The sequence below is a fragment of the Lactobacillus sp. M0403 genome, from assembly GCF_016101265.1.
Classification (GTDB): domain Bacteria; phylum Bacillota; class Bacilli; order Lactobacillales; family Lactobacillaceae; genus Lactobacillus; species Lactobacillus apis.
This window is the reverse complement of record NZ_JACFQV010000002.1, coordinates 41737-67894: the sequence shown is the minus strand read 5'-3', so window position 1 is coordinate 67894 and position 26158 is coordinate 41737. Positions and strand designations below refer to the sequence as shown.

Annotated in this window: 24 protein-coding genes; 3 read left to right on the top strand and 21 right to left on the bottom strand. The window is 36.5% G+C overall.

The features are described 5' to 3' along the window. Positions 1-2 precede the first annotated feature (2 nt). The 18 genes from H3T48_RS02870 to H3T48_RS02785 all read right to left on the bottom strand — a co-directional run bounded on the left by H3T48_RS02870 (position 3) and on the right by H3T48_RS02785 (position 19556). Positions 3-641 carry an amino acid ABC transporter permease gene (locus tag H3T48_RS02870; RefSeq protein ID WP_074425057.1) on the bottom strand — a complete coding sequence of 213 codons (639 nt, stop codon included), beginning with the start codon at positions 639-641 and terminating at the stop codon, positions 3-5. After that, positions 638-1459 carry a transporter substrate-binding domain-containing protein gene (locus tag H3T48_RS02865; protein ID WP_232349859.1) on the bottom strand — a complete coding sequence of 274 codons (822 nt, stop codon included), beginning with the start codon at positions 1457-1459 and terminating at the stop codon, positions 638-640. The genes H3T48_RS02870 and H3T48_RS02865 overlap by 4 nt, the downstream gene beginning before the upstream one ends. Positions 1460-1469: 10 nt before the next feature. Beyond that, on the bottom strand, positions 1470-2207 hold the full coding sequence (locus H3T48_RS02860; RefSeq protein WP_046307278.1) for an amino acid ABC transporter ATP-binding protein: 738 nt from the start codon (positions 2205-2207) through the stop codon (positions 1470-1472). A gap of 202 nt (positions 2208-2409) precedes the next feature. Continuing rightward, positions 2410-4344, bottom strand: a complete 1935-nt coding sequence (gene thrS / locus H3T48_RS02855; protein WP_198188399.1) for a threonine--tRNA ligase — start codon at positions 4342-4344, stop codon at positions 2410-2412. Positions 4345-4688: 344 nt separating this feature from the next. Continuing rightward, positions 4689-5591 carry a primosomal protein DnaI gene (gene dnaI / locus H3T48_RS02850; RefSeq protein WP_198188397.1) on the bottom strand — a complete coding sequence of 301 codons (903 nt, stop codon included), beginning with the start codon at positions 5589-5591 and terminating at the stop codon, positions 4689-4691. 8 nt (positions 5592-5599) lie between these two features. Further along, complete coding sequence (locus tag H3T48_RS02845; RefSeq protein ID WP_198188391.1) at positions 5600-6946, bottom strand: DnaD domain protein; 1347 nt, start codon at positions 6944-6946, stop codon at positions 5600-5602. Between the two features lie 2 nt (positions 6947-6948). Then, positions 6949-7416, bottom strand: coding sequence for a transcriptional regulator NrdR (gene nrdR, locus H3T48_RS02840; protein WP_046307290.1), 468 nt, complete (start codon positions 7414-7416; stop codon positions 6949-6951). Position 7417: 1 nt separating this feature from the next. Continuing rightward, on the bottom strand, positions 7418-8020 hold the full coding sequence (gene coaE / locus H3T48_RS02835; protein WP_198188388.1) for a dephospho-CoA kinase: 603 nt from the start codon (positions 8018-8020) through the stop codon (positions 7418-7420). Next, positions 8017-8847, bottom strand: coding sequence for a DNA-formamidopyrimidine glycosylase (mutM, locus tag H3T48_RS02830; RefSeq protein WP_198188386.1), 831 nt, complete (start codon positions 8845-8847; stop codon positions 8017-8019). The genes coaE and mutM overlap by 4 nt, the downstream gene beginning before the upstream one ends. Before the next feature lie 12 nt (positions 8848-8859). Beyond that, positions 8860-11535 (bottom strand): DNA polymerase I, encoded by a 2676-nt coding sequence (gene polA, locus H3T48_RS02825; RefSeq protein ID WP_198188378.1) that lies wholly within the window; start codon positions 11533-11535, stop codon positions 8860-8862. 159 nt (positions 11536-11694) lie between these two features. Next, positions 11695-12969, bottom strand: a complete 1275-nt coding sequence (locus tag H3T48_RS02820; RefSeq protein WP_198188376.1) for an SLAP domain-containing protein — start codon at positions 12967-12969, stop codon at positions 11695-11697. A 151-nt stretch (positions 12970-13120) separates the two neighbouring features. Further along, a complete protein-coding gene (locus H3T48_RS02815) occupies positions 13121-14365 on the bottom strand; it encodes an SLAP domain-containing protein (protein ID WP_198188375.1) in 1245 nt (414 codons plus the stop codon). Positions 14366-14460: 95 nt separating this feature from the next. Continuing rightward, positions 14461-15771 carry a UDP-N-acetylmuramate--L-alanine ligase gene (murC, locus tag H3T48_RS02810; protein ID WP_198188374.1) on the bottom strand — a complete coding sequence of 437 codons (1311 nt, stop codon included), beginning with the start codon at positions 15769-15771 and terminating at the stop codon, positions 14461-14463. A 165-nt stretch (positions 15772-15936) separates the two neighbouring features. After that, positions 15937-16584, bottom strand: a complete 648-nt coding sequence (gene ytpR / locus H3T48_RS02805; RefSeq protein WP_198188373.1) for a YtpR family tRNA-binding protein — start codon at positions 16582-16584, stop codon at positions 15937-15939. 21 nt (positions 16585-16605) lie between these two features. Next, positions 16606-16926, bottom strand: a complete 321-nt coding sequence (locus H3T48_RS02800; protein ID WP_074425038.1) for a thioredoxin family protein — start codon at positions 16924-16926, stop codon at positions 16606-16608. A gap of 35 nt (positions 16927-16961) precedes the next feature. Further along, entirely contained in the window at positions 16962-17621 is a 660-nt protein-coding gene (gene trmB / locus H3T48_RS02795) for a tRNA (guanosine(46)-N7)-methyltransferase TrmB (RefSeq protein ID WP_046307305.1), read from the bottom strand. A gap of 2 nt (positions 17622-17623) precedes the next feature. After that, on the bottom strand, positions 17624-18823 hold the full coding sequence (locus H3T48_RS02790; protein WP_198188372.1) for an ABC transporter permease: 1200 nt from the start codon (positions 18821-18823) through the stop codon (positions 17624-17626). Continuing rightward, positions 18816-19556, bottom strand: coding sequence for an ABC transporter ATP-binding protein (locus H3T48_RS02785; RefSeq protein ID WP_198188668.1), 741 nt, complete (start codon positions 19554-19556; stop codon positions 18816-18818). The genes H3T48_RS02790 and H3T48_RS02785 overlap by 8 nt, the downstream gene beginning before the upstream one ends. A 90-nt stretch (positions 19557-19646) precedes the next feature. Between H3T48_RS02785 and H3T48_RS02780 the strand changes: the two genes are divergently transcribed. The 3 genes from H3T48_RS02780 to H3T48_RS02770 all read left to right on the top strand — a co-directional run bounded on the left by H3T48_RS02780 (position 19647) and on the right by H3T48_RS02770 (position 21440). Next, complete coding sequence (locus H3T48_RS02780; protein WP_198188371.1) at positions 19647-20078, top strand: HIT family protein; 432 nt, start codon at positions 19647-19649, stop codon at positions 20076-20078. Between the two features lie 9 nt (positions 20079-20087). Next, on the top strand, positions 20088-20414 hold the full coding sequence (locus tag H3T48_RS02775) for a hypothetical protein (protein WP_198188369.1): 327 nt from the start codon (positions 20088-20090) through the stop codon (positions 20412-20414). A 126-nt stretch (positions 20415-20540) separates the two neighbouring features. Then, positions 20541-21440 (top strand): peptidylprolyl isomerase PrsA, encoded by a 900-nt coding sequence (locus H3T48_RS02770; protein WP_198182296.1) that lies wholly within the window; start codon positions 20541-20543, stop codon positions 21438-21440. A 43-nt stretch (positions 21441-21483) separates the two neighbouring features. Here the strand turns inward: H3T48_RS02770 and H3T48_RS02765 are convergent, their stop codons facing one another. The 3 genes from H3T48_RS02765 to H3T48_RS02755 are packed head-to-tail and all read right to left on the bottom strand — an operon-like array spanning position 21484 to position 26154. After that, a complete protein-coding gene (locus H3T48_RS02765; protein ID WP_046307314.1) occupies positions 21484-22461 on the bottom strand; it encodes a 3'-5' exoribonuclease YhaM family protein in 978 nt (325 codons plus the stop codon). After that, positions 22461-24956: an AAA family ATPase gene (locus tag H3T48_RS02760; protein WP_198188367.1), complete on the bottom strand. Its 2496-nt coding sequence runs from the start codon at positions 24954-24956 to the stop codon at positions 22461-22463. Before H3T48_RS02760 ends, H3T48_RS02765 begins: the two co-directional genes overlap by 1 nt. Next, positions 24937-26154: a DNA repair exonuclease gene (locus H3T48_RS02755; RefSeq protein ID WP_198188365.1), complete on the bottom strand. Its 1218-nt coding sequence runs from the start codon at positions 26152-26154 to the stop codon at positions 24937-24939. The genes H3T48_RS02760 and H3T48_RS02755 overlap by 20 nt, the downstream gene beginning before the upstream one ends. Positions 26155-26158: the final 4 nt, after the last annotated feature.

Here is a 26158-nt window from a genome sequence, read left to right as displayed (position 1 = left end):
CCCTACGCTAATTTCTTTTCAAGGTACCGCATGTAGTAACTTAACGGCATCGTGATGATTAAATATAGGATTCCAATAATGAAGTAACTATTCATTGTGTCAAAAGTTACGGATGCAATTGCATTGGCTTGATACATTAAATCAAAGCCAGCTACAAAGGCTAAAATTGAGGAATCCTTAATAAGGTTAACGAACTGATTACCTAATGGTGGAATGACAATCTTCATTGCTTGCGGCAAGATGATGTACTGCATTGCCTGTTTATAAGTCATGCCAGTCGATCTGGCACCTTCCATTTGACCACCAGATACTGATTGAATACCTGAACGAATTATTTCAGCAATAAAAGCTGAAGTGTAAAGGAACAGTCCAATTGTACCTGCTGTAAAACCATTTAATTGAATAATATACTTTGGAACTATTAGATAGAAAAACATCACAATAATCAACAAAGGAATATTACGAAAAATTTCTACATAACCACGTCCAATTTTGTTAGCAACTTTATGAGGAATTACTTCTAATAAAGCAATAAATATACCGAAAATCAAACTGAAAACTAAGGTTAAAAAACTAGCTAAAAGTGTCCAGCCAAAACCCACAAAAAGTTCGTTACTAAAGTGATTTAATATGTTAATCATTTGTAAAACATCTCCTTATAGTTGAAACCGGGAACTTGGCCAAACCACTTTTTAATTAAGCGATTATATTCACCACTGCGTTGGATTTTATCAACTGCGCGATTAATTGCGCGATGAAAAGGTTCCTGATTTTGGTTAACCGCAATACCATAAGGTTCTTTCGTAAAAGTGCCACCTCTTACTTCTAAACTCCCCGCACTTTGTGCAGCAAGTCCATACAAAATACCATTATCACTAGTTAGGGCGTCACCTTGATGTGATTTAAGGGCAGAAACAGCTTGACCGTAATCTTGCATTGCAACAACTTTAGCTTTAGGTGCAACTTTTTTAATTACTTCAACCGAGTTGTCACCGACGATTCCTATCACAGTTTTACCATTTAGGTCACGCACACTTTTAACATCAGAGTCCTTATTAACTAGCAATGATTTACCAGCCCTAAAATATGGCTTAGAAAAACTAATGATTTTTGCTCTCTCAGGCGTAATCGTCAAAGTTGCAATTACTGCATCAACATTACCGTTTTTCAAAAGTGGGATTCTTGATTGCGATGTTGCTAAAGTAAATCTTGCTTGGCCCTTCGGTCCCAAAATCTCTCTAGTAATGGCTTTAGCCATATCGATATCAAAACCTTTTTCCTGGTCATCACGAATATCAATTAGACTGAAAAGCTTTTTGTCACCTTCGACGGCCCATGTAATTGTGTTAGATGAACGGACATTTTTTAAAGCGGATTGATCTGTTACGCTTTTCCCGCAACCAGTGAGCATTAATGCACTGAATAATAGAGCAATTGGCCAGATAATTTTTTTCATCATGCCAACCTCCTTAGTGCGAAATGATTTTACTCAAAAATTGTTGTGCACGTACTGTCTTAGGTTGCTTAAAGAAGGCTATACTTTCGTCATCTTCAACAAGATGTCCTTGATCCATAAAAATCACGCGATTAGCTACTTCTTTAGCAAAACCCATTTCATGCGTAACAATCAATGATGTCATTTCACTTGCAGAGGTTACCTTTTTTATAACCTGCAAAACGTCATCAATCATTTCAGGATCAAGTGCAGAAGTTGGCTCGTCAAACAGCAATAACTTAGGTTTCATTGCCAAGGATCTAGCAATTGCAACACGCTGCTTCTGTCCACCAGAAATTTGTGCAGGCATGTTTTGGGCCTTATCTGCAAGACCAACCATGTCTAATAGCTCCATCGCCTGCTTTTTGTTTTCCTCTTCAGGCATATGACTAACTATTCTTGGTGCCAACATAATGTTTTCTAGTACATTTTTGTTTGCATAAAGATTGAAGTGTTGGAAAACCATCCCGACATCTTGACGTAAACGATTGGAATCCGTTTTAGGATTGGACAAGTCTTGATTATTAACAATCAGCTTTCCACCTTGAATCGATTCTAACCGATTTACTGTCCGAATTAGCGTACTTTTACCTGACCCCGAAGGACCAATTAAAACGACCGTTTCACCTTTGTCTATTTCTAAATTAATATCGTGTAAGGCGTGAAATTTACCATAATATTTTTGCACGTCGTGGAATTCTATCATTGACATATAAATGCTCCTTTGTGTTCGATCAACAAAAACACATCATACTTTTCTTATCAATTGATTTAAAAAATCAAAAGTGCATCCCCGTCAACACTACGTTTGTTACCCGACTTGCAAAGTTCCAGTATATTAAAAAATTAAATGTTTATGTTGTCACCCTATAATCTTTGATTTATCGATAAATACTTTTTCAATTTCTAACTACCTATTTTTTTCTTGAGTATGACTTAACATCTTGATCAATTTCTGCAATAAATTCGTCAAAACTCTTTACAATTTCTTCTTCAGTTCCGTAACGACGAACGTTAACGCTGTTAGAAGACATTTCTTCATCACCTAAAACTAAGGTATATGGAATCTTTTGAGTTTGAGACTCGCGAATCTTATAACCCAATTTTTCATTTCTTAAATCTGCTTCAGCTCTAAAGCCACGCTTGTTAAGTTCATCGCGTACCTTTTTCGCATATTCAGAGTGTGCATCAAGGTTAACTGGAATTACTTCTACTTGTACTGGTGCTAACCAAGTTGGGAACGCACCCTTGTAAATTTCAATTAAGTAAGCAATGAAACGTTCCATTGTTCCAACAATTCCACGGTGAATCATAACTGGACGGTGCTCTTCACCATCTTGACCAACGTATGACAAGTTGAAGCGTTCTGGCAACATGAAGTCAAGTTGAATGGTTGACATGGTTTCATCCGCACCTAAAGCAGTCTTGGTTTGAATATCAAGTTTAGGACCGTAAAAGGCTGCTTCACCTTCGGCTTCAACATATTCAAGTCCCATGTCATCCATTGCCTTCTTAAGCATTGATTGACTTCTTTCCCACATTTCATCATTTGCAAAGTATTTTTCAGTGTTCTTTGGATCACGATATGAAAGTCTGAAGTAGTAATCAGTAATATCAAAGTCCTTATATACTTCCATGATTAGTCTCAGAATCTTGGTAAATTCTTCTTGAACTTGCTCAAGTGCAACGAAAGTGTGACCATCATTCAAAGTCATTTCACGAACACGTTGCAATCCAGATAAGGCACCTGATTTTTCATACCGGTGCATCATACCTAATTCAGCGATTCTGATTGGTAATTCACGGTAAGATCGAATATGGTGCTTGTAAATTTGAATATGTGAAGGACAGTTCATTGGCCGTAATTCAAGCATTTCACCATCACCCATATCCATTGGTGGGAACATATCATCACGATAGTGTGCCCAGTGTCCAGAAGTCTTATATGCATCGACATTCATCAAAACTGGGGTATATACGTGTTGATAGCCATCGGCAACTTCTTTATCAATAATGTAACGTTCAACAACACGGCGAATAGTTGCACCCTTTGGCATCCAGTATGGTAAGCCAGCACCAACTTTAGGATCAACGAAGAATAAGTCAAGATCACGTCCGATTGTCCGGTGATCACGTTCTTTAATATCTTCACGGCGTTTAATATCTGCATCCAAGTCTGCTTTCTTAAAGAATGCTGTACCTGAGATTCTTTGCAGCATTGGATTGGATGACTTGCCCTTCCAATATGCACCAGCAACAGATAAAAGCTTAAATTGTTTAATTTTGCCAGTGTTTGGTAAAAGTGCGGCAAACCCAAAGTCAACAAAGTCACCTAACTTGTAGGCCTTAACTTCATCGCTAGTTTCTTGATTTAATAGCTCAAGCTTAAATGGATCATCTTTAAAGATTTCTTCCAATTCAGCCTTAGGCATAACAACACTTTCAATTTTTTCGCCTGCTTTAACTGCTTTCTTAACAGCATTTTCAAGTTCAGGTAATTCATTGACTTTAATTTGATTTTCCTTATCGGTGTCAACAAAAAAGCCATCTTCGCCTGCAGCATGTTCACCAAAACGTAATTCTGGATATGCTTTTTTAGCAACTGCTTCAAAAACAAATGCTACTGTATCACGTAAGACGTTCAAGCCTTCTTCATCTTTATCAGTAATAATTGCTACATTAGCATCACGATCGAGTTGATAATCAACCGGTTGTAATTGTCCGTCTACTTTACCAGCAAGTGCTGCTTTTCCTAGTGATGTTGAAATACCATGTGCCAAATCACTAATTGTAATTGCTTGATCAAAATCACGTTTTGATCCATCTGGCAAAATAACTGAAAAACTCATCTATACCTCCGAAAATATAAAAAAACGCCCCAGTGCATCACTGCACTGGGACGTTATTAGCGTGGTTCCACCCAAATTTCAAGTCAGATATACGAATCTAACTTCTCAAATTAAGTTGATAATGGAACTCACCCATTTTAATTACTTTTTAAGTTTGAATGAGTGGGGTACATCTACATTGAACCACTTCCAGAATAATGTGATTCTCTCTGACTTGAGCTGCATCATGTTCATTCAATTAAGATAATTATACATATCTAACATTTTTTTGCAAGAACTTTTTTAATAAAAATCACAAAAAGCACTTTTTAGTTAAGTGCTTTTTGTTTTAACTTATTTTTAATTTAGCGTCGTCTATTAGGACCAGAAACAACGACCTCTTTAGCCAAAGTCCGTACTCTTTCCATTAGTCTTGCAGCTTTAACTGGATCTATTGCATTTTTAGTCTCCTTAAAATGTTCTTCCAAATCGTTCATCGAGAAATTGGAAGAAAAGAAAGTCGGCAATTGATTGTCCATCCTGGATTGCAGGATTACTGCTAAAACTTCGTCACGAGACCACTGACTGAGATTTTCAGCACCAATATCATCCAAAATTAGTACATCACAATTTGAAATTCGCTGTACCTCTTCCGGCAGGCTATTATCATTAAAATGACTTGAAAGACCGGCAATAAAATTAGGCACATGCATGAAAACAACACGCTTATTCATCAATGCAAGTGAATTTGCCAAGCCAGCAAGAATGAAAGTTTTACCTACTCCAAAACTACCTGATAAAAATAGACCTTTTTGATGAATATTCTTAGAGTACGCACTCAAGAATTGACCAATATCAGCCATTGCTTGCTTTCTTTCAGGCGTTATCTCAACTTGACTGAGTTTAACATCATGCAAACTGGTTGGCAGATCAATTAAACGCAGATTCTTTCTGGCACTAACTTCCCGATCATGTTCAATCTTACTGTCTTCAGGAACGTAAGTAATATCAATCGCATTAGTATTTAGAATCAACTTCGGTTTAAAGCCTTGTGTGACTGGATCCTTTTTATTTTGTTGAAACAAATAAAATTCAAAAAGAGCAGACATACTCTTATCAATCATTTCATCCGTTATTTTGTCCTGATGAGCGCTAATGAACTGACTGACAGCCGGTTCAGTTAAAACTTGCTGCCTAATCTGAGCTGGATCAATTTTTTTAGCTGCTGGATGATTCTTTCCAGAAATAAATTTATTAATCGGTTCCATAGATTCACCTACTTCATGCCATTTTGGTCTTCAAAGTTCTTGAAAAAGTTCTTTAAATCTGCCGAAGAAACGTCTGATTTAACTGTAGCTTTTTTCTTGCTCCAGTCTGTTGCCTTTTCAACCCTTTTTGCCTGAGTATAATGAGGATATTTTCCTTTATTTTGCTCACGTTTGTTCATATAGTCAAGTGCTTGCTCACCTGTCTTGACACCATGTTGCAACCAATCATGCAGGATTTTATTTGCTAAACGATAGGAAATATTCGGTGCGCTTTTTAGACAAGCGTAGGTCAAAAGATTCAGCAATTCAGCTGGTATCCCTTTTTCATTATATAAACTGTCAAGGACATGATATTCGCTAGCATCAACATAATCATGACGTTCAGTTTTTAGATAATATAAAAACTGAGCTGGAGATTTACTCTTCGCAAGTTGTAAAAGTTTTTGTTCTTGTTCACTAAAATGCGCATTTGAAGGACTAGCTTCTTCAGTACGCGTAACTCTTTTAAGTTGATCACGTGTTGTTTGAGCATGGATACTGTTTGCGATTGTCTTTTTAATTAAGGACATATCAAGCTGATAGTCTCCGTGTAAGCACGACAAAGCCTCATCAACAAATTCTTGTTCGGACAAACCATAGGTGCGCATAATGGCCCGAATTGCTTGGCGGTTGCAATCAATTTCTGTCTCCGGAATCTGATAAATCTCAAACTGCTGCTTCATAAAATCCCAGTCAATCTTGTCATCTTGTTTGATACTTGCCTTAACAGGTTTAGGAATCTGGTTTTCTTGAGCAGCCTGTTTCACTTCAATTGAAGGTTCAATTGCTTCTTGATCAGGTAAACGAAAGACGTCCATGAATGAGGCAGAAACATCAGTTGCGGTCGCTAAGCCATTAGGTTGGTTTAAGTTCTGACTACCTTCTTGGGCAAAAACATGACTCAGTTTTTGAAATGCGCTAACACCAATTTTTTCCTTAAGCAAACTGGCTAAAAGAGGAGTAGCAAAAAATTCATTACTACTTGGCACCTTTGCTAGCTGAAAAACTAGTACCTGACCCATAATTTCATTTTCAATCATGCGTGTTTGAATCAAACCAGTACCTTCAAGCTTATGCAGCGCAATAAAAAGACTTTTAAGGTTGCAATCAAGCTGTTCTTGTAACGCGTATAAGCCAGTTGAATCAGATAGCATTGCACCAGAATTATAGTCTTCATTCAGACTAAGATACATGGAAAGAGCAAGAGAGCCAATTAAAGGCTGATAAAGCTTTACTAAAATACGAATATCAGCTGGATATAGGTCAATATGATTAGCAATAAAAAAAGGTTGTTTGGGATTATCTGTCTCAAACATTTCTAATTTCCTTTCTCTCTTTTAGCAATCATATCCTCCATTGTCTTCATGAAACTCGACATATCTTTAAATTCGCGGTAAATCGATGCAAAACGAATATAAGCAACATCATCTAGTTCAGCTAATTCATCCATTACCAACTGACCAATTTTTTTCGAAGATATTTCACTTACACCTTGCTGTCTAACCTTGTTTTCAACGTGATCAACTAGTTCTTCAAATTGTGCACTGGTAATTGGGCGCTTTTGTCCAGCTGCCATTACACCATGCAGAATCTTTTTACGATTAAACGGCTCTCTAGTATTATCATTCTTAATTACTAATAATGGCGTTGTTTCAATTCGTTCAAAAGTAGTAAAGCGAAAGCCACAGTTTTCACATTCTCTTCTGCGTCTAATTGCACGATTTTCATCACTTGGACGCGAATCGATTACACGTGAGGCATTTTGCCGACAATTAGGACATTCCATCTTAGTCCTCCTCTTTTAGTTCACATAGCAGGTTTGCTAATTTAGTTTCTAGCTCTTTTATTGTACCAGTATTTGTGATGACATAATCTGCTAATTTTTCCTTTTGCGATAGCGGCATCTGTGTTTTTATTCTATTTAAAGCCTCAGTTTTATTTAGGCGATCACGTGTCATTAATCGCTGCACTTGCAACTCCTCTGGAACCGCAATTAACAAGGTTTTATCGCAATAATCTTTCACTTTAGTTTCAAATAGTAAAGGTGCATCTACAATAACTACTGGTTTTTTAAAAAGTTTATTTTGCGTAATTTTATCTTCAATTTCGCTAAAAATCAATGGATGTGTTATCTTGTTAAGCACATTTAGCTTACTTTGATCATTAAAAACAATTTGTCCTAACTTTTTGCGATTAAGTGTCCGATCAGAATTTAAAATATCTTGGCCAAAGTAACTAATCACTTTTTTATAACCTAACTGACCGATATTTAAAATGTCATGTGCAATCACATCGCTGTCAATAACAGGTAAATTGCGCTTAAGGAAAAAAGCATCTGCCGTGCTTTTCCCACTTGCAATTCCACCTGTTAAGCCAAGTACTAAAGTCATTTATAAATTACCTGACAGTGGGGACAAAATGTAGTCCCTCGGCCCGAAACTTTTATTTTTTCTAGTGGTGTGTCACAACGAACACATGGCTCACCCTTATGACCATAAACCTTGAGCATTTCCTGAAAACCACCGGTTTTTCCGTTAGCGTCAAGGTATGTATGAACCGTAGTTCCTCGTTCCTCAATTGCCAATTCAATTAGAGAATTAATGTTATCGTGAAGCTGCTTAATTTTGGTTTTTGGTAGTGCATTGGCCATACTTAAAGGATGAATTTTGGTTTCCCATAAAACTTCATCAACATAGATATTACCTAGTCCGGCAACCACTGACTGATCAAGAAGCGTATTCTTAATACTCTTTTTCTTGCGCGCAAGTCCCCTAGTAAAAGCAGCAACTGTAAAAGCGGGTGAATTAGGTTCTGGGCCCAGTTTACTGATACCAGTTATTTCTTTTTCCGTTCCAGTTTTAACTAACTGCATTCTACCAAATTTACGAACATCGTTATATCTCAAAGCTGAGCCATCGGTAAAAACAAACTGAACATGATCATGCTTATCTTTTTTCGTATTTTCTTTAACTAAGCGATACTTGCCTTCCATGCGCAAATGAGAAACTACCGTCAAGTTCCCACTCAACCTAATCAACAAGTACTTCGCATAGCGATCAATCGTTTCTATTTTCTTATTAACTAATTGCTGTTCAAATTCTTGCGAATCACTGGCAATAATTTTGGGGTACCACAACGTAACTTTTTTTATTGTTTTTCCTTTAATCAGTGGTAATAAGGTTCGACGTACCGTTTCAACCTCTGGCATTTCTGGCATTACTTATACTCCTTATTTGGCATCAAACCAGTTGTGACCATAACCTGAATCAGCAACTAAAGGAATATCTAATCTAACTGCTGATTGCATTACTTCAGGCACAATCTTCTTAATTGTTTCAAGCTCATCTTTTGGAACATCAAAAATCAATTCATCGTGAACCTGGACAACCATCTTAGTCTTCAAGTGCATTTCATCTAACTTTTGCTGCATATTAATCATTGCAATTTTAATAATGTCTGCGGCAGATCCTTGAATTGGTGAGTTGATTGCAGTTCTTTCTGCAAAAGAACGGACATTAAAATTCTTCGCATGAATGTCAGGAAGATACCGACGTCTATGCATAATGGTTTCCGCATAACCCTTTTCACGAGCAACTTTCACCGCTTTATCCATATAATCTTTAATTTGTGGATATTGTTCAAAGTAGTTATCAATAAATTCTTTTGCCTGCTTACGACTAATATTTAAGTTTTTAGACAGGCCATAATCTGAAATACCATAAACAATACCAAAGTTAACTGCCTTTGCACGGCGACGCATTAATGGTGTTACTTCATCGGTTGACTTTAAGTGGAAAATTCTCATTGCAGTATGAGCGTGGATATCATAACCCGTTCTAAACGCTTCTTGCATCTGCTCATCACCTGAAACCTGAGCTAAAACCCGCAATTCAATTTGTGAATAGTCACAAGAGAAAATATAACCATCAGGTTGACTGGGAACGAACGCTTTTCTAATCTGCTTTCCTTCCTCTGTTCTAGTTGGAATATTTTGTAAGTTAGGATCCACTGAAGAAAGACGTCCTGTTGCGGTCAAAGTTTGCAAATAGCGCGTGTGTACACGTCCGTCTTTTTGAATGACATCAAGCAAACCATTAACATAAGTTGACTGGATTTTTGCAATTTGACGATAAGAAAGAATCTTTTCAATAATTGGATTCTCATCCTTCAGTTGATTTAAAACATCAACTGAAGTCGAATAGCCAGTTTTAGTCTTTTTGATTGGTTTAAGGCCCATTTTTTCAAACAGGATATGACCAAGCTGTTTTGGCGAATTAATATTGAACTCTTCGCCAGCTTCTTCATAAATTTCCTTCTCCATTTTGGACAATTCGCCGGCAAACTCATCTTGCAATTGGGTTAATGTATCAGGTAATACCTTGATACCATTAATTTCCATCTTTGCCAAAACGCGCGCAACGGGAATCTCGATGCTAGCAAAAAGATCATCCTGTTCATGTTCCTTAAGTTTAGCAAGTAAGGTTTCCTTCAAGCTTTCGATTGCTTCAGCCTTGGTTGCAAGGTGATTAAACAAAACCTTATCATCTTCAGGAATTTGTTCACTCTTTCCTTTGCCGTAGACGTCCAAATCACTTCTAACAGAATTATTACCATACATCCGGCAAACTTCAGCCATGTCATCCGAATTATTTTCATTGTTAATCAAGTATGAAGCAAGGAGCATATCATAATCGATTCCATGTGCATGAATTCCAAGTCGGTTAAGTCCAACTGTCGTACGTTTTAAATCAAAAACATCCTTTTTGATTTTTTCATCTTCTAATAGATGTTGCAGATTTTGCTCTTTTAATAAATCAACATCGCGACTGACATAAATTTGACCAGCAATTTTAAATGCAAAACCAACAAAATCAGCTAAATGATAATTAGGTCCGAGCATCCCTAGGTAAAAGACAATGGTGTCGCCTTCTTTAGCATCAACTTTTGCTAAATCATCTTTTGTCAATTCTGTGTATTCCATCAAAACTTTTTCATTTTCATCATTTTGATTTTCTGAATCTGCAGCGTTAGGATCAAGTTCACTTAAAAATTTTCTAAAATTCATTTTTTCATAAAAACGTCGTAATTTTGGATAGTCGATATCCTTACGCTTAATATCATCAATTCCAATCGTAACTGGAGTTTGACAATCAATAGTCGCAAGTTTTTTACCCAAAAGAGCCTTGTCTTTATCGTTCAGCAGGTTTTCTTTTAATTTTGACTGCTTCATTTCGTCGATATGATCATAAAGATTTTCAACTGAACCATATTCTTGGACCAATTGCGAAGCTTTTTTGGGCCCTACCTTGGTTACTCCAGGATAATTATCGGAATTGTCACCCATCAAGGCCTTCATGTCGATGAATTCAGTTGGTGTAACACCATTAACTTCTTTCATGTGTTCCGGTGTGTAAGCCTCTAAGTTCATTACACCTGACTTAGTCACCATGACCGTAGTCTTTTCAGTAGCTAATTGAGTTAAATCCTTATCACCAGTCACAATTGTTACGTCAAAACCATTTTCTTCACCGATTCTAGAAAAAGTACCGATGATATCATCCGCTTCATAGTTTTCCAGCTCATAGGTCGATATACCTAAGTCATGCAGCAATTCTTGGATATATGGTAATTGCTCGGACAATTCACCTGGTGTTTTTTGACGTCCCCCCTTATAATCAGCGTACATGTTATTTCTAAAAGTAGTTTTGCCCGCATCAAAAGCAACTAACACATGGTCAGGCTTAACATCGTTAAGTAAGACATCGAGCATGTTTTTAAATGTATAAATGGCATTAGTATGTAGTCCCTCAGGATTCCTGAAGTTCTCAAGCTGACGGTATAATGCATAAAAAGCACGAAAGGCAACAGAATTACCATCAATTAAAAGTAGTTTTTGGTTAGCCATTAGATCTCCTCACAGTTAAATTAGTCTAGTATTCATTAATCATTTTACCAGTTTTTCCTTTTTTCTGGCACAATACTGATCTATCTTGCAATTTACTTAACTTATTAATTTTGAACAGCAAAAAAGACTGAAAACTCAGTCTTTTAGGTTAGTCTTTATTTAGTTCATTGTACTGATCCATATAATACATGGTGTAGTAGCACCTAAAATAGCATCACTTTCGGCTTGTGACTTATCATAATGAGATAAATCATTTTGGGTTTTAACCAAGATTGCTTTTGCCGCTTTTACTTCTGCAATTGTTGCCTTATCAGAACTTAGTGTAGTTTTAGCTAACTTCAGTGCAGCCTTAAAGCGATTTTCAAGATTACTCAAAGACGAGCTTTGGTATGGCGTAATGTTTTCTTGATCTACTAAATCTTGTAATTCCTGTTTGTCTTCTTTGACTGCTATCTTAGCATCTTTTTGAGCCTGCTCAGGTGTGTTAATTGGTTTTAAAACTGGACCTGATTCATATTCAGTTGTATCTGCCTTAACATAAACTAACCCAGCAAAATCTTGTGCGTGATAATTAGCTAATGAATAAAAACGAGGCTCGTTCCAGGAATCCTTTAACAAGTAAAATAGTTCTGCCTTATTGTCATTAGCATTCCACAAATAAGTTGCACTTTCAACTGGGTAAACATCATAAGCAGCAAAAGTTGAGTTAGGATCAGCTGTAGGACGAGCTGAACCATCCACATTATAAGTTCCAGCTTTTTGGGTAAATATAATGTAACTAGCTTGCGTATAAGTTTGCAACTGTTGCTTAGGTTTAGCCTTTATTTTGGTTTCTGGAATAAAGGCAGTCTTAGTTCCGCGAACACGATATTCAATCGAAAGACCTGATTGGCCTGACATACCAGTCACACGGTCAACTTGATAGCTTTTACCATTTTTTAAGTTAATACTGTCTTTACCAACACCGATTTTGTATGATTCGTTCTTTTTTAAATTGGCAATTTTAACAGTTGCTTGATCAGTATATAAGGGATGACCAGCAATTCGATAAACATTGTTTGCTTTAACATATCCACCAGAGCTAAGTTTGTAATAACATTGGCCCTTAATCATCTTATATGGTAACCAAGATTGCTTTTCACGATCTTCATTTAACAAATAGAACTTTTTAGTGTTAGGTTCAACTTCTTTAATAGAACCAGAAAAGTTTATACTCGTGCCCTTTTTCAAATATGCATTATTCTTTTGCCCATGATAATTTTTAATCCTTTTACCCTTTTGATTAAAAATATAGGCATTATGCGCTAATTCAAGATTGTTATTGCCTGTTGCTGCTTTAACAGTTGCAGCGTTAAAACTTGCTAACTGGCTTACAAGCCCAAGCGTTATCATTCCAGCTACTGCGCCTTTAAGCATCTTTTTTTGTAAATTCATAATTACCTCAAACTACTTTTTTAAAAATTTTAATCTCTATTTTAGCTGAAAAATAAAATTAATAAAGAAAAAACCAAACTAAAATTTTTAGTTTGGTTCTTAAATTAACTACAGAATTTCTAATGCTTAATAAAAACTATTAAATCAACACCTAATATGGCTTCGTATCGGTTACATAATCTAGAAGACTAAGTTCGTCAGGCGACTTCAATTCTTTTTCTTGCTGTCCTTTTAGGACAAAGGTTGCTTGTTTGACTTCCATTACAGTTGCAGTATCTGAAGCAACAAGCTTTTTGGCAGTTGCTAACGCTGCATCATAACCGTCATGTTTAAATTCCTTGTATGATTCTGAATTCTTAACTACATTTTCTTGATCAATTAGTTTCTGCAAGTCTGATTTATCAGTGCTTGTTGCTAGCTGGGTATCAGCTTTAGCCTGCTCAGGCGTATTAACTGGTGTCAAGTATGGCCCTCCGATATATTTACAGTCATCTGCTTTAAGATAGCTCAAATTATCTTTAGAATTGTCCACGTAAACAATATCACCCATACCTGAATCACCTAGCAAATGATAAAACAACGCAGCCTTATTTTCTTTTGGTAACCAAATATAAAGTAATTCATCTACTGGTAGTTTATCACCTTTACCAAAAGGTCTATAAGCTTCAAATGGTGGCTGTTGGTTTTCTCTAACTTCACCTTTATTGTTAAAAGTATTGATACTGGCATTAACTAAAACATAGGTATAACCACTAAAAGTCAGTAATTTCTGTCTTGGTGGAGTTACTACAACTGATTTTGCTAAAAAACCAGTCTTTGTACCACTAATACGGTAAGAAGGAACTGCAGATGGATCCTCCTGCTTTAACGTGGTACGATCTACTTTAATTTTTTGATTATTCTTAATCATCATATTGTCTTTTCCACGACCAACAGGAAAAGAATTAGGAGTTTTTACCTTAACGGTTGCTTCAGCAGTATAAAGCGGTTTTTGATTAATCTGGCCAACATTGGCCGCATTAATATAACCACCAGAACCTATATTGTAATAATAGCTTTTGCCAATCTTAGTATATGGTAACCATGTTTGGTGATAATTATCATCATCTAAAAGGAAGTACTGCTTAGTATTGGGCTTGATTGATTCAAGCTTATCAGCAAACTTTACAGTTGCTCCTTTATACAAATGAGTCTTGTATCTACTGCCCTGAAATCTCTTGAGTCGTTTACCATTTTTATTATAGACATAAGCGCCATGCACTAATTTCATTGTATTCGTAGTTGTCGTTGCTGCAAGCACTTCATTTGTCTGACTTACTGTTGCAAAAGATCCTAACGCCAGAACGCTTGCTACGGCACCTATGGCACCTAATGCAATTCTTTTCTTTAACTTCATAATATCACCTCATTATCAATTATAGTCCTAAATACTATATACGACTTTAATAAATAAAAATGACCATTACCTAATAAGTAACGGCCATTTTTTAATTAAATTAATTTTTCCAAAGCGTCTTCATACTTTTGAATATCACCTGCACCCATAAAGACAATCACACTGTCTTTATTTTGAGCCAGGTCAGCAATGTTTTCGAGGTTGATTACTTCGGACCCGGGAATCTTAGCTACTAGATCCTCACTCGAGATGTCGCCACTTGCTTCTCTGGCAGAAGCATAAATTGGGGTAACGTATGCTTTATCAACACCACTTAAAATTTCTTCAAAATCATGCGCATACTTCTTAGTTCGCGAAAAAGTATGCGGTTGAAAGACAACTACAAGTCTCTTATCAGGAAACTTCTGTCTAGCTGCTTGAATCGTTGCCCGCATTTCCGTTGGGTGGTGAGCATAATCATCGATAATATTAATATCGCCAAAATCCTTTTCGGAAAAGCGGCGTTTAGCTCCTTGATACGTAAGGAGCCCTTGCTTGATATCTTCCAAAGGTATCTTCTCTGTGTGAGCAACAGCAATAACAGCCGTTGCATTCAAGATATTATGATCGCCAAACAAGTGAATTGTGAATTCACCAATCCTTTGACCGTGATCCAAAACACTAAAGGTGGAGCCTTCTGTTGTTCGCTTGACGTCTACTGCTTGAAAATCATCATTAGCTTCAAACCCGTAAGTATATTTAGGGACTGCTGCTTTGAGTTCTCGTAGACGTTCATTGCCACCCCAAACAAATAAACCTTTTTTTGTCTGATCTGCAGCAGTTTGAAAGGCGGAAGTATAATCTGCTTGATCCTTAAAGTAGTCAGGATGATCAAAATCAATATTTGTCATAATCTGATAGTCAGGATGGTAGGCCAAAAAGTGACGGCGATATTCGTCAGCTTCGTAGACAAAAAAGCGTGAACTCTTGATTCCTTTTCCTTCACCATCTCCAATTAGATATGAAGTTGGCGCTGCTTCGCTCATTACTCGAGCAAGAATTCCAGTCGTTGAGGTCTTGCCATGAGTTCCTGCCACACCAATACTTGTATGCATTGCAACAACTTCTTCAACCGTATCAGGATAGCTTTGCCAGCTAATCCCTTTGTCCTCACAAGCCTTAACTTCAACATTATCGTTTTTGAACGCATTCCCTTTAACAATTACTTGACCTTCAGTTTTGATATTGTCAGCACTAAAAGGAGCAATTTTAATCCCAGCTTTTGCAAGTGGTTCCTGCGTGAATGTATATTTTTCAATATCACTACCGCTCACTTCATAACCTAGATCATTAAGTAATAATGCTAGGGCAGCCATTCCTGTTCCCTTAATTCCAATAAACCAAATTTGCTTGTTCTTGTCTAACATATCTTAGCTCCAAAATCTATTTTTCATCGTTTATTATTTTACCATTGTTGCAGTAAAAAGAGCAGAGTTCAAATAAACAGTTAATCACAAAAATAAATCTCAAATTACCGTTTTACGTTTTTAACCATAAAAAAACTTCACGTTAACCGTGAAGTTTATGTTTATTTATAGGCTGATTTTACCGCTAGCTAATAATTCATCACATTTAGCAGCATCAAATTCGTCTCCAACTTGAAAATCATCTGGTAAAACCATGATGCCACGTTTTTCTGGAGCATGTTCAAGGCCTAATTCGCGTGCTGAACAAATCATTCCGTATGAATCAACATGACGTAATTCGCCAGGCCAAATCATTTGTCCGTTAGGCATTAAAGTTCCTGGTAAGGCAACAACTACCTTTTGTCCTTGAGCAATATTAGGAGCACCACAAACAATTTGATGTTCTTCGCCGTTACCAACTTCAACTGTAGTGACATGTAAATGATCAGAATCAGGGTGCTTATCGCAAGTTTTAACAAAGCCGTAAACCAATGTTGGTTTACCATATGCAAGTTCCTCAGCAAAACCGGCATCTGCTAACGCTTTATTCAATGCACTCAAATCTGCATCTGATAATTTGACTTGACCGTCTGGTAACTTATCATAGTCAATAACTTTATCAACGTTGAAAAAGTTGAAACCAGTGACGTTCCCTTTTTCATCAGTAATACGAGTAATATTACCTTTTTCTTCATATTCACTCTTACCTTGATCTTGACCTAAAATAACAATCAAAGTATTGGGATAGCTACGTTTATTAATACTAGTAATCATCAAAATTCAATCCTCTTTCACTTAGTCCAATGACCGCAAAAAGTCTTCAACTTGGTCTTTGGTTTTACGATCCTTATTAACTAGTCTACCAATTTCTTCGCCATCTTGGTAGACCACAAATGATGGTATCCCCATAATGTTTAACTCTTTAGCCACATCAATTGAACCATCACGGTCAATTTGGTAAAACTTACTTTCAGAAAAGTCTTGTTCAATTTCAGGTAAAAATGGATCTAAAAAGTGACAATCAGGGCACCAGTCAGCTGAAAATTCTAAAACCACTCGACCACTTTTAGTTATCTCTGATAATTTTTCTTTGTTTAATTCTTTAATTTGTTCCATCTCATTAGCCTCACTCATCTAGATAAATATCTAATCTATTCTACTCCAAAATCTGCATGAAGAGCGTAAATTGGATTACCTTTAGCAGCAAATTTGTGCTCATACTCAGTTTCAATGTTTTTTGCTACAATCTCCTCATTTTCATGATGAAGATCAACAGAGACAAAGTCAAAATGCATACCATAATTGTTCATGCTGGCGACTGAATATGAGAATAATCCTGAGTTATCAGTCTTAAACTCAATTTGACCTCCAGGCTTCAAAATCTTTTTATATTTTTCTAAAAAGGTTTTATAAGTTAAACGCCTTTTTTCATGCTTTGTTTTAGGCCATGGATCGCTGAAGTTTAAGTATAGTGTATCAGCGCTATTTGCAGCGAAAAATGCCGTAATGTCAGCTGCATCAGCACATAAAATTTGCAAGTTATCCAGCTTCTTTTCAAGTTTGGTTCGCAAAATCATTCCGGCAGCTGTCACTTGCAGTTCAAGTGCAACAAAATTCTTATCAGGATTTTGTTCAGCCAAAGTGGTAATAAAATGTCCTTTGCCTGACCCAACTTCAATTTCCAATGGTCTGGAACAGTCTGCAAAACGCTGTGACCAATCAATCTGTTTTTCAGGATCAGGACGATCTAATACACTTTCTGGATGCTCCTGTACCAACTTAACTGCCCACGGCTTATTCCGTAATCTCACTTTTAAATCTTCCTTTTCTTGATTTTGATTGGTAAGTATAACCACAAAATAATTATACTAAAAATTAATAGACCGAGGATTGCCTCAGCTAACTGCAAACTAATTGGTAAGATAATTAGCCAAGACAAGCTAATAATAAGCCATTGCAGGCCTAGCGCTAATTTAAGTACTGCTACTAAATCTTGGCCCCTTTTTTCGCGTTCAATCGGATAAATTCTATACATAACGTTATCATCAAATTCAGATACCAAGGGTAATAACTGGTAAACGGTCAGAAAAATAACTAAGCATGACAAACCAAATGCCCAAAGCCAGTTCTGAACTATCCATGAGATTAAAATTGCAAATGCAGTCATTCTTACCAGTAAATTAAGGTATTCCGGGTTACGCAACAAAGAACGACGGTATAAGAATTTATTTGGTTCTTCTTTTGCCAAAGATTTTGGTAGCAAAAAGTCTAAATACTTGCGCCGCTTTATACTAATTTTCTTTTCTTTTACATCAGTAAACATGCTAAAGGCACTATAAACACGATTTTTTCTACCTTGTTCTTGGTTAACCGCATATTGCCAATCAAATAACGCAACATTTTTTTGCTTTTGTGCAAGCATAAAAAAAGCACCTAAAATCAAGATGACAGCTATATAGCTACAAATTGTCCAAGTGGCACTGCAAATTAAGCCAAGTAAAAGTAGCAAGCTGAGTAGTGGCAATGAAAGCTTATGACTCGAATATAAATTATATTCTTCTAATTTCAACTGCAGAACTTTTGCCAATAAAACTACTACTGCAAGTATAACGTACGCTACTGGGGATATTTCAGCTTTAAGTGTCGCGAAGGGAAACAAGATTCCCACAATAAGTACCAAAATAATTGTGGGTACAATCAAGCTATAATTTAGCATTGGTTTTAAATAGTCACGCATTTGCTTATCCTGCGGTAAGAGAAAATGCAAATCAGCTGGTTCTAGCAAAGTTACTAGTTTTCCAGAAATTAAGGGTAGCCAAATAATTACTCCAACTAGCGGGCGGTAAAACCATAATCCAGTAGGCATCTTTTTCATACTCTGCGCGTACCAAAACATTAATGCGCCGAATAGAAAAATCAGGGCTAGTATAAAGAAATCATTAAAAACTAACACCAAGTACTTAAGTGACTGCTGTAAATTTTTGTGTAATCTTTTTTGAGCTAACTCACGCATGACGTTGCTCCTGATTTAAGATTTGGTAAATCTTGTCAAAAGAATCGCTATCTTTTAGACCATAGTGCTGCCTAATTTCAGTCAGATTACCTACAACATCAATTACCCCATTGTTTAATACCGCATAATTTGAAATTGCTTGCTCTGCATCAGCTAGGATATGAGTCGACATCAAAATCATTTTACCGTCACTTATCGCTGCTTTAATCAGTTCAATTAAATTAGCTACAGCAAGTGGGTCCAGACCAGTAAATGGCTCGTCAATCACTAAAAGTGGCGTGTCTGCTAGAAACGCAGTGACGATCATCACCTTTTGCTTCATCCCTTTGGAGAAATGAATTGGTAACCACTCTAGCTTGTCCTCCAACCTGAACATCGTTAACAGCTTATTCGCTCTTTGCCAAGCCTTATCTTCATCCAGTTGATAGCTTAAAATTGTTAAATTTAGATGCTCTTTTAAGGTCAGTTCAGGATATAAAACTGGTATCTCCGGAATATAAGCAATTTGTCGCTTAAATTCAGTTGGTTGTTTAGTTAATTCTATTCCATTTAAACTAATTTTCCCTTTTTGCGGACGTAACAATCCTAAAATATGTTTAATTGTAGTAGATTTTCCAGCACCATTAAGTCCAATAATGCCTAATGCTTCTCCTGGTTTGATTTCAATATTAATATCGTTAATGACTGGCACACCAGTGTAGCCACCAGTCAAATGCTCTATTTTTAGAACCATAATTCCTATCTTTCTTTTAGTGAATTTACTTATTTTATATGATAGCATGATATTAATGGAAACTAAATTTCAAAATCAAGAGGTTTAAAAATGGATGAATTAGATAAAGACTGTTTATTTTGCAAAATTATTCGTGGTGAAGTTCCTAGTTATACCGTTTTCGAAAATGATGACGTTAAAGCTTTTTTAGATTTATCACAGGTTAATCCAGGACATACCTTAATGGTGCCCAAAAAGCATCTCACAAACTTATTTGATTATACTGCCGAAGATGCAGAAAAGTACTTAAAGTATATTCCGGCAATTGCCAATGCAATTAAGAAATTTGATCCTAAGATTACTGGAATGAACGTTACCACCAATAATGGTGAAAGTGCTAGTCAAGTTGTAATGCACTCACATATTCACTTCATTCCCCGTTTTGAAGGCGATGGCTTAAAACTTGCCACCCGGAATAATGAAGATAAATACACTCCTGACGACTATCAAAAGATTGCTGATCAGATTAAAGCACAATTTTAAGGAGAAAAAATGAAACATTTTAGCCTAGGACTTGCCGTAGGTGCAGGATTCGGGATGGTCCTCTCTCTTTTTGAAGATAAAAATGGCAATCGTTTAGCTAAACCAGTTCAAAAGCAATTTAATGGTGTTAAAGATGATGTTAAGAGTCTGACTAATGCCATCGCTGATTTAAAAACGGCCCAACAAGAATTAAAAGATGCAACGCCGATTGCTAAGCAGGGATTGACTGAAGTAGAAAAAGAGATTGAGTATTACCAACTTAGTGTTTCTCGCATAGTTGATAGTTTACAGCAAGAACTTGATAAACTGGTTCAAAGTACTTCAAAGAACAAATAATTCTAAAAATTGTTAAAGAAAGTTTGTTTTTTGAATGAATTCTGTAAATTTAAAAACTTGTTCTGCGAGTTTATGTTATATTAATTGTCGGTGACTTATTTAATTAAGGATGTGGAGAAATATTTTATGAAAAAATATATTAAAAAATTAGCTACAGTAGCTGCTGTAGCTGGTATTGCACTATCAACCACTGCTTGTTCTAACGGTGGTAAAACAGTTGCTTCCTATAAGGGTGGCAAGATTACCCAAAATGATTACTACGATGAAATGAAGAAATCACAAGCAGGGCAAACTACTCTTGCAAACATGATTATTAACCATGTTTTAGAGCAACAATATGGTAGTAAAGTTTCTAAGAAACAAGTTGATAAACAATTCAACAGCTACAAAAAGCAATATGGTTCTCAATTTAGTGCTGTTTTACAACAAAACGGTATGACAGTTTCAAGTTTCAAACAAAACTTGAAGACCAATTTACTCAGTGAAGCTGCATTAAAAGATGTTAAGAAAATTTCCAAGAGTCAGGAAGACAAAGCTTGGAAAGAATATCAACCTAAGGTTACTGTTCAACACATCTTGGTTTCTAAGAAATCACAGGCTGACACCATCATTAAAGAATTAAAGAATGGTAAGAGCTTCAAGAGCTTAGTTAAGAAGTACTCATTAGACCCTGGTACTAAGGCTGATGAAGGTAAGCTTCCTGCATTTGATTCAACTGATGCAACTTTAGATCCTGCATTCAAGAAAGCAGCATTTAAACTTAAGACTGGCGAAACTACTAGTAGCCCAGTTAAATCTCAATCTGGTTACCACGTAATTAGAATGATTAAACACCCAGATAAGGGTACATTTGCTTCTCACAAGAAGGAAATTGATGATGAAATTTATCGTTCAATGTCCCAAGATCAGGAAACAATGCGTAGTGTTATTTCAACTGTTCTAAAGAAGGCTGATGTTTCAATTAAGGATAACGACCTGAAGAACGTCTTATCATCTTACGTTTCTACTTCAGATTCTAAGAAATAAAAAGCAATAAAAAAGAAGTTCATTAGAAAATGAACTTCTTTTTTTACTCTAATTTTTTAAACTTCGTCAACGCCTCATCATTCTTTGGCCGATAAAAGCGTCTTCCACCCTGGCTCATAATGTTATCTGTAAAATTACCAGGACGCGTATTTTGCAGCGCGTTCGTTATTGCATAAAGCGATGCATCCAAGTCATCAATTCTGTGTAATAACTCAGCTTCTAATAAAGCCGGCAATTTTGGTGAACCATATTCAAATTTACCGTGGTGCGACAATACCATGTGGCGTAACAACAAAACGTCTTCTGATTCAAGATCAAAATTTAGTTCTCTTGCAGCAAGCATTATTTGCTCATCAATTAAAACTAAATGCCCAATCAAGTTACCTTCCGTAGTATATTGGGTTGCCACTGGACCAGACAATTCCAAAACTTTACCCATATCATGTAAAATGCAGCCAGCGTATAGGAGCGAACGGTCAACTTGCGAATAATTATCGGCAATTGCTTTAGCATCTCTTAACATTGACAGTGTATGATATGCCAGACCGCCACGTACCGCATGGTGATTGCTCTTGCCTGCTGGATAATCAAAAAAGCGCTTGTCCCATTTTTTCAATAAATAGCGCACAATTCTATTCCAAGTTGGATTTAGGATTTCAAACACATACTGATTAATTTCATCTTTCATTGAAGAAATTTCTTCTGGCGCCGATTTAACAAATTGATTTAGATCATAGCCCTCTTCAGGTCCTACCACACGCAAACCATAAATCTTAATTTGTGGCTGACCCTGATATTCTTCGCGCTTACCGTCCAATTCAACGATTGTGCCACTACTATAGGTTGCAGCATCTTGATTAGTTGCATCCCAATAATTTCCACGAATTTCACCAGAAGCATCACCAAAAGACAATGCCAAATATAATTTACCCTTCTGAGTATGTCTTAACTGGGAATTCTTAATTAAGACAATCGCCTCTAATTCTTCGCCATCATTGTAGTCCAGTAAGTGTTTATACATTACTCGGTTCCTTTCGTAAAAGTTAGCGGCTTAAGCTGTAACTTTTCAACTAATCCAGCTTGTGCGGTAAAAATAAGTACTTGATTATTCTCGGATACCTGGCCCAACAACTGCTTAATTTGATTTACTCTTTGATCATCAAAGTTTACAAAAGAGTCGTCAATTAAAATTGGCAAGTTAATCTGATCTTTAATTTGTTCAACAAAAGCCAACTTGAGTGCAAAATAAAGCTGCTCAGATGTGCCGCGTGACAAATATTGTACTTTAATCTTTTTACCATCGAATCTAGTAACTGTTAATTTCTTATCAATATTAAGACTATTATACCGATTATTTGTTAATAGTCGCAAATATTCTTTTGCTGTCTTTAACATTTTAGGGAACCGCTCATTTGAAGCGAGGTCTAAGGCGCGTGAAATCCACTTTGAAGCAGCTAAATTAGCTAGATACTCAATACTTAAGTTTCTAAATTCAGTTTCTGTATTAGCTAATTCTTGTTTGGCTGCAAAAACGGCATTTGAATTCGCCAAATTGGTCATTTTTACCTTTGTTTCGGCATCTTTGGTTTGCAATTCCTTGATTACTTCTTGCTTTTGGTCAATTTTAATTTGGACTGTTTCTAGCTTTTTGGCAAGTTGATCACTTTCTTGAAGCTGCTTAATCTCAGCTAGATTTTCACCAAGATTATCCTTCAAAAGAGAAATCTTAGTTTTTAGTTCGGCTTGTCGAGTACTCTTAGCCTGCAGAGCTTGGTATTCAGCCATATCTTGAACCTGTGCCTGAGCAAATGCCGTCTTTAACCGTAAATTCAGATCATGCAACTCAGCTTGAGTTTTTGCCAGCCGCTTTTGCAGATCAATTCTTTGATCTGCTATGTGCCGCGAGTTCGCTAACCGATTCTCAAGTTCATCTAATGAAGCTATAACGGCCTCAAAACTAGGTTCAATTGAGCGATCGAGTGTGGCACTGATTTTCATTGCAATTTTTGCAAGTTGCTCGTTAAGCTCGCGTTCATGCTGCAAATCATTCTGCTTTTTTTGCTCAAGCATTTGGTATTGACGCCATTCATTGACCAAACTATGAAGATCAAGCTGATCAGGATTAAGACCATACTTATGTGAAAATGTAATTCTTTGTTCCTTAATCAGCTTCGCCTGTTTTGCCTGTTGGTTGAGCACACGCTTTTCTCGCTTTTGTTTGCCAATGCCCCAGCAAGCTCCGACTAGGCCAATTAACATGACCACCCCACCGATTAGAGGTGATGATGCAACTAACAGAATTATGCCGATAACAATGATTAAGCCTGAACCAATCGCAGCGTATTTACCAACTGCATTTTCAGAACTAGAGGTATCGTCTTCAGAAGATGGCAATTTTTCAAAATCATTTTGTAGTTGAATAATATCTGCCTGAGTTAAATTGATGATTTGATGCAAGTCTGGATTTAAAGTGAGTAATTGCTCCTGCTGCTGACTAACTTGCTGAAAGTCCTGCTGGCAATCACGGTCTTCTGCGCGCCATTGCAATATTTCAGGCTTTTTTTGTACCAACAACTTCAAGGAATTCTGATTTTCATCATTAGACGAAAAGTTGGCAAGTTGCTGTTCTAGCTCACTTTGCTCTTTTTGAAGATTTTTAGCTTCTAAATCGAGTCTTTGCGCAGCTTGATATTTTTCTGGATCAAATTCAACTTGTTCCACTTCCCGCTCTAATTCAATTAGCTTGCGGTAGTTAGGAACCTGATTTTGCAGTTGACGTAATTGCTCTTGCTCACTCTGAAGTTTTTGAAGAGCTTGCTCCTGCTCTCTTAGTGCACTTGCTTGTGTTTTTTCTTGCTCACTCAAAGTACGATAATCATTAAACTCGTTTTCAGCTTCATCAACCTTAATTCGCTGATCCTTTAATTTGTTAAAAAGAACATTAAGTGGCGGGTTACTCCCCATCTTTTTGAAGATTTCGGAAGCTTTTTTAGCAAAGTCATCTCTTAAATCGATTAACTGGTCACTGTTTGAGGCTCCCAAATAATAAATTCGTTCCAACAGGTCAGTTTGTTGAATTTTCTCAACTTTAGCAAGCATGTCTTGATTAAAAATAAAACTATCCGCATAAAAGTCGCCATCAATATTTTTGATTTCTTCGAAAAAGACGCTTTCTGGAACAATCTGCTCGTTTAGTTTTACCGTTAATGTGCCGCCTTTAAGTCCTTTACCGCCAGCATATAAGCGCTCAAGTTCAAAGTGGTCTCCTCGGTCATTTTCAAAAAATAAAGAACCCCCCATTGGACTAACCCGTGCTAAAGGCGTGTAATCTTCAAAAAAAGCTGAGCTTTGTTTTTTTAAATGGAAACCAAACATAATCTGCTTAATAAAGGCAACGACCGTACTTTTACCAGCTTCATTCGTACCATAAAAAACGTTGAGCTTAGGACTGGACAGGTCAAAGGTAACATTAGAAAACTGCCCGAAATTGACAATTTTAATTTTCTTTAACTTCATCGCTAATTCCTTTCAGCTTGCTATTCAGTTTAACCTCGGCTAGTTCTTTCACTTCCTGCAGGAAATCTGGAGCATTTTCTAATTGATTTGAGAATTCATCTTTTTTGGCCCAATCTTTACTTAATTCAGCAAATTCGTCTGTAGCAAAAAGCTCTTTTTCTGCTTGATTAAAAAAGGCAAGATCACTTTCAGTGATTTTTAGTTGACTATTCGCCGAAAGACGAACGTCTACTAATTGAGAATCATAATCTAATTGATTGGAAATCATGCGCCAAAAATCATTTTCCTGAATCAGTTCACGCTCTTTATCATTTAAATACTCCGCTCCGCTTATTTGCAGACAAAAGTAAGTTGTTTCATTTGGATTTAATGAATCGATAATTAGATTCTGCAATTCGGTTTGTGAAACTTCAGAATTCAACTTAATTACTTGTTGCTGCCACACAATTGGACATGTTTGAACAAACTGAATGGTTGTTTCCTTTGTCTGTTCATTAATTTCACCCAAATAACAGCCTTTTTTATCTGTTTCGTTAATGTGGCGCCCTTGAATATTTCCAGAGTATACAATCCACGGAGCTTTAGCTAAAACCTGTCTAAGGTGAATATGACCTAAAGCAAAATAGTCATAATTCAGGTCTTTTAAAGTAGTTAAGCTGAAAGGCGCATAAACATCCTGAGCACTTTGATTAGTCTTTTCTTGTGCATGCATTAGTCCAAAAGTGTAATGCGCTGCTTTACTAGGAAATTGACTCACCTTATCTTCTGTGATGTGATTATTTAAATAAGAAAAACCCGTTACATCATAAGTAAAGCCCGTCTTGGTCTGACAAGTAATGGACTCGATTTTCTCTTCGTTGCCAAGCAACTTGAAATACTGGCTTTCGGGAACGAGCAAATCAGCTTCTGCCATGTGATCATGATTACCAAAAATCATGACTACTTGAATTTGTGCCTTAGTTAGCCGTTCAATTTGCTCAGCGAAAAAAATCTGCGTACTTGGGTTAGGACGCGCACTATCGAATGTATCACCCGCAATCAGTACGAGATCAACATCTTCTCTTAAAGCCAAGTCAACAATCTTGGTGAACGATTTATTGGGTGCCTGATGTATTTGTAAAGAGCTCTTAGATGGCAAAAAAGATAGCCCCAAAAAAGGACTATCTAGATGCGCATCCGCTAAGTGGATAAATTTCATTGGT

Coding starts and splice junctions, on each gene's coding strand:
- H3T48_RS02870 (WP_074425057.1), bottom strand. CDS start 641: ATGATTAACATATTAAATCACTTTAGTAACGAACTTTTTGTGGGTTTT.
- H3T48_RS02865 (WP_232349859.1), bottom strand. CDS start 1,459: ATGATGAAAAAAATTATCTGGCCAATTGCTCTATTATTCAGTGCATTA.
- H3T48_RS02860 (WP_046307278.1), bottom strand. CDS start 2,207: ATGTCAATGATAGAATTCCACGACGTGCAAAAATATTATGGTAAATTT.
- thrS (WP_198188399.1), bottom strand. CDS start 4,344: ATGAGTTTTTCAGTTATTTTGCCAGATGGATCAAAACGTGATTTTGAT.
- dnaI (WP_198188397.1), bottom strand. CDS start 5,591: ATGGAACCGATTAATAAATTTATTTCTGGAAAGAATCATCCAGCAGCT.
- H3T48_RS02845 (WP_198188391.1), bottom strand. CDS start 6,946: ATGTTTGAGACAGATAATCCCAAACAACCTTTTTTTATTGCTAATCAT.
- nrdR (WP_046307290.1), bottom strand. CDS start 7,416: ATGGAATGTCCTAATTGTCGGCAAAATGCCTCACGTGTAATCGATTCG.
- coaE (WP_198188388.1), bottom strand. CDS start 8,020: ATGACTTTAGTACTTGGCTTAACAGGTGGAATTGCAAGTGGGAAAAGC.
- mutM (WP_198188386.1), bottom strand. CDS start 8,847: ATGCCAGAAATGCCAGAGGTTGAAACGGTACGTCGAACCTTATTACCA.
- polA (WP_198188378.1), bottom strand. CDS start 11,535: ATGGCTAACCAAAAACTACTTTTAATTGATGGTAATTCTGTTGCCTTT.
- H3T48_RS02820 (WP_198188376.1), bottom strand. CDS start 12,969: ATGAATTTACAAAAAAAGATGCTTAAAGGCGCAGTAGCTGGAATGATA.
- H3T48_RS02815 (WP_198188375.1), bottom strand. CDS start 14,365: ATGAAGTTAAAGAAAAGAATTGCATTAGGTGCCATAGGTGCCGTAGCA.
- murC (WP_198188374.1), bottom strand. CDS start 15,771: ATGTTAGACAAGAACAAGCAAATTTGGTTTATTGGAATTAAGGGAACA.
- ytpR (WP_198188373.1), bottom strand. CDS start 16,584: ATGATTACTAGTATTAATAAACGTAGCTATCCCAATACTTTGATTGTT.
- H3T48_RS02800 (WP_074425038.1), bottom strand. CDS start 16,926: ATGGAACAAATTAAAGAATTAAACAAAGAAAAATTATCAGAGATAACT.
- H3T48_RS02790 (WP_198188372.1), bottom strand. CDS start 18,823: ATGCGTGAGTTAGCTCAAAAAAGATTACACAAAAATTTACAGCAGTCA.
- H3T48_RS02785 (WP_198188668.1), bottom strand. CDS start 19,556: ATGGTTCTAAAAATAGAGCATTTGACTGGTGGCTACACTGGTGTGCCA.
- H3T48_RS02780 (WP_198188371.1), top strand. CDS start 19,647: ATGGATGAATTAGATAAAGACTGTTTATTTTGCAAAATTATTCGTGGT.
- H3T48_RS02775 (WP_198188369.1), top strand. CDS start 20,088: ATGAAACATTTTAGCCTAGGACTTGCCGTAGGTGCAGGATTCGGGATG.
- H3T48_RS02770 (WP_198182296.1), top strand. CDS start 20,541: ATGAAAAAATATATTAAAAAATTAGCTACAGTAGCTGCTGTAGCTGGT.
- H3T48_RS02765 (WP_046307314.1), bottom strand. CDS start 22,461: ATGTATAAACACTTACTGGACTACAATGATGGCGAAGAATTAGAGGCG.
- H3T48_RS02760 (WP_198188367.1), bottom strand. CDS start 24,956: ATGAAGTTAAAGAAAATTAAAATTGTCAATTTCGGGCAGTTTTCTAAT.
- H3T48_RS02755 (WP_198188365.1), bottom strand. CDS start 26,154: ATGAAATTTATCCACTTAGCGGATGCGCATCTAGATAGTCCTTTTTTG.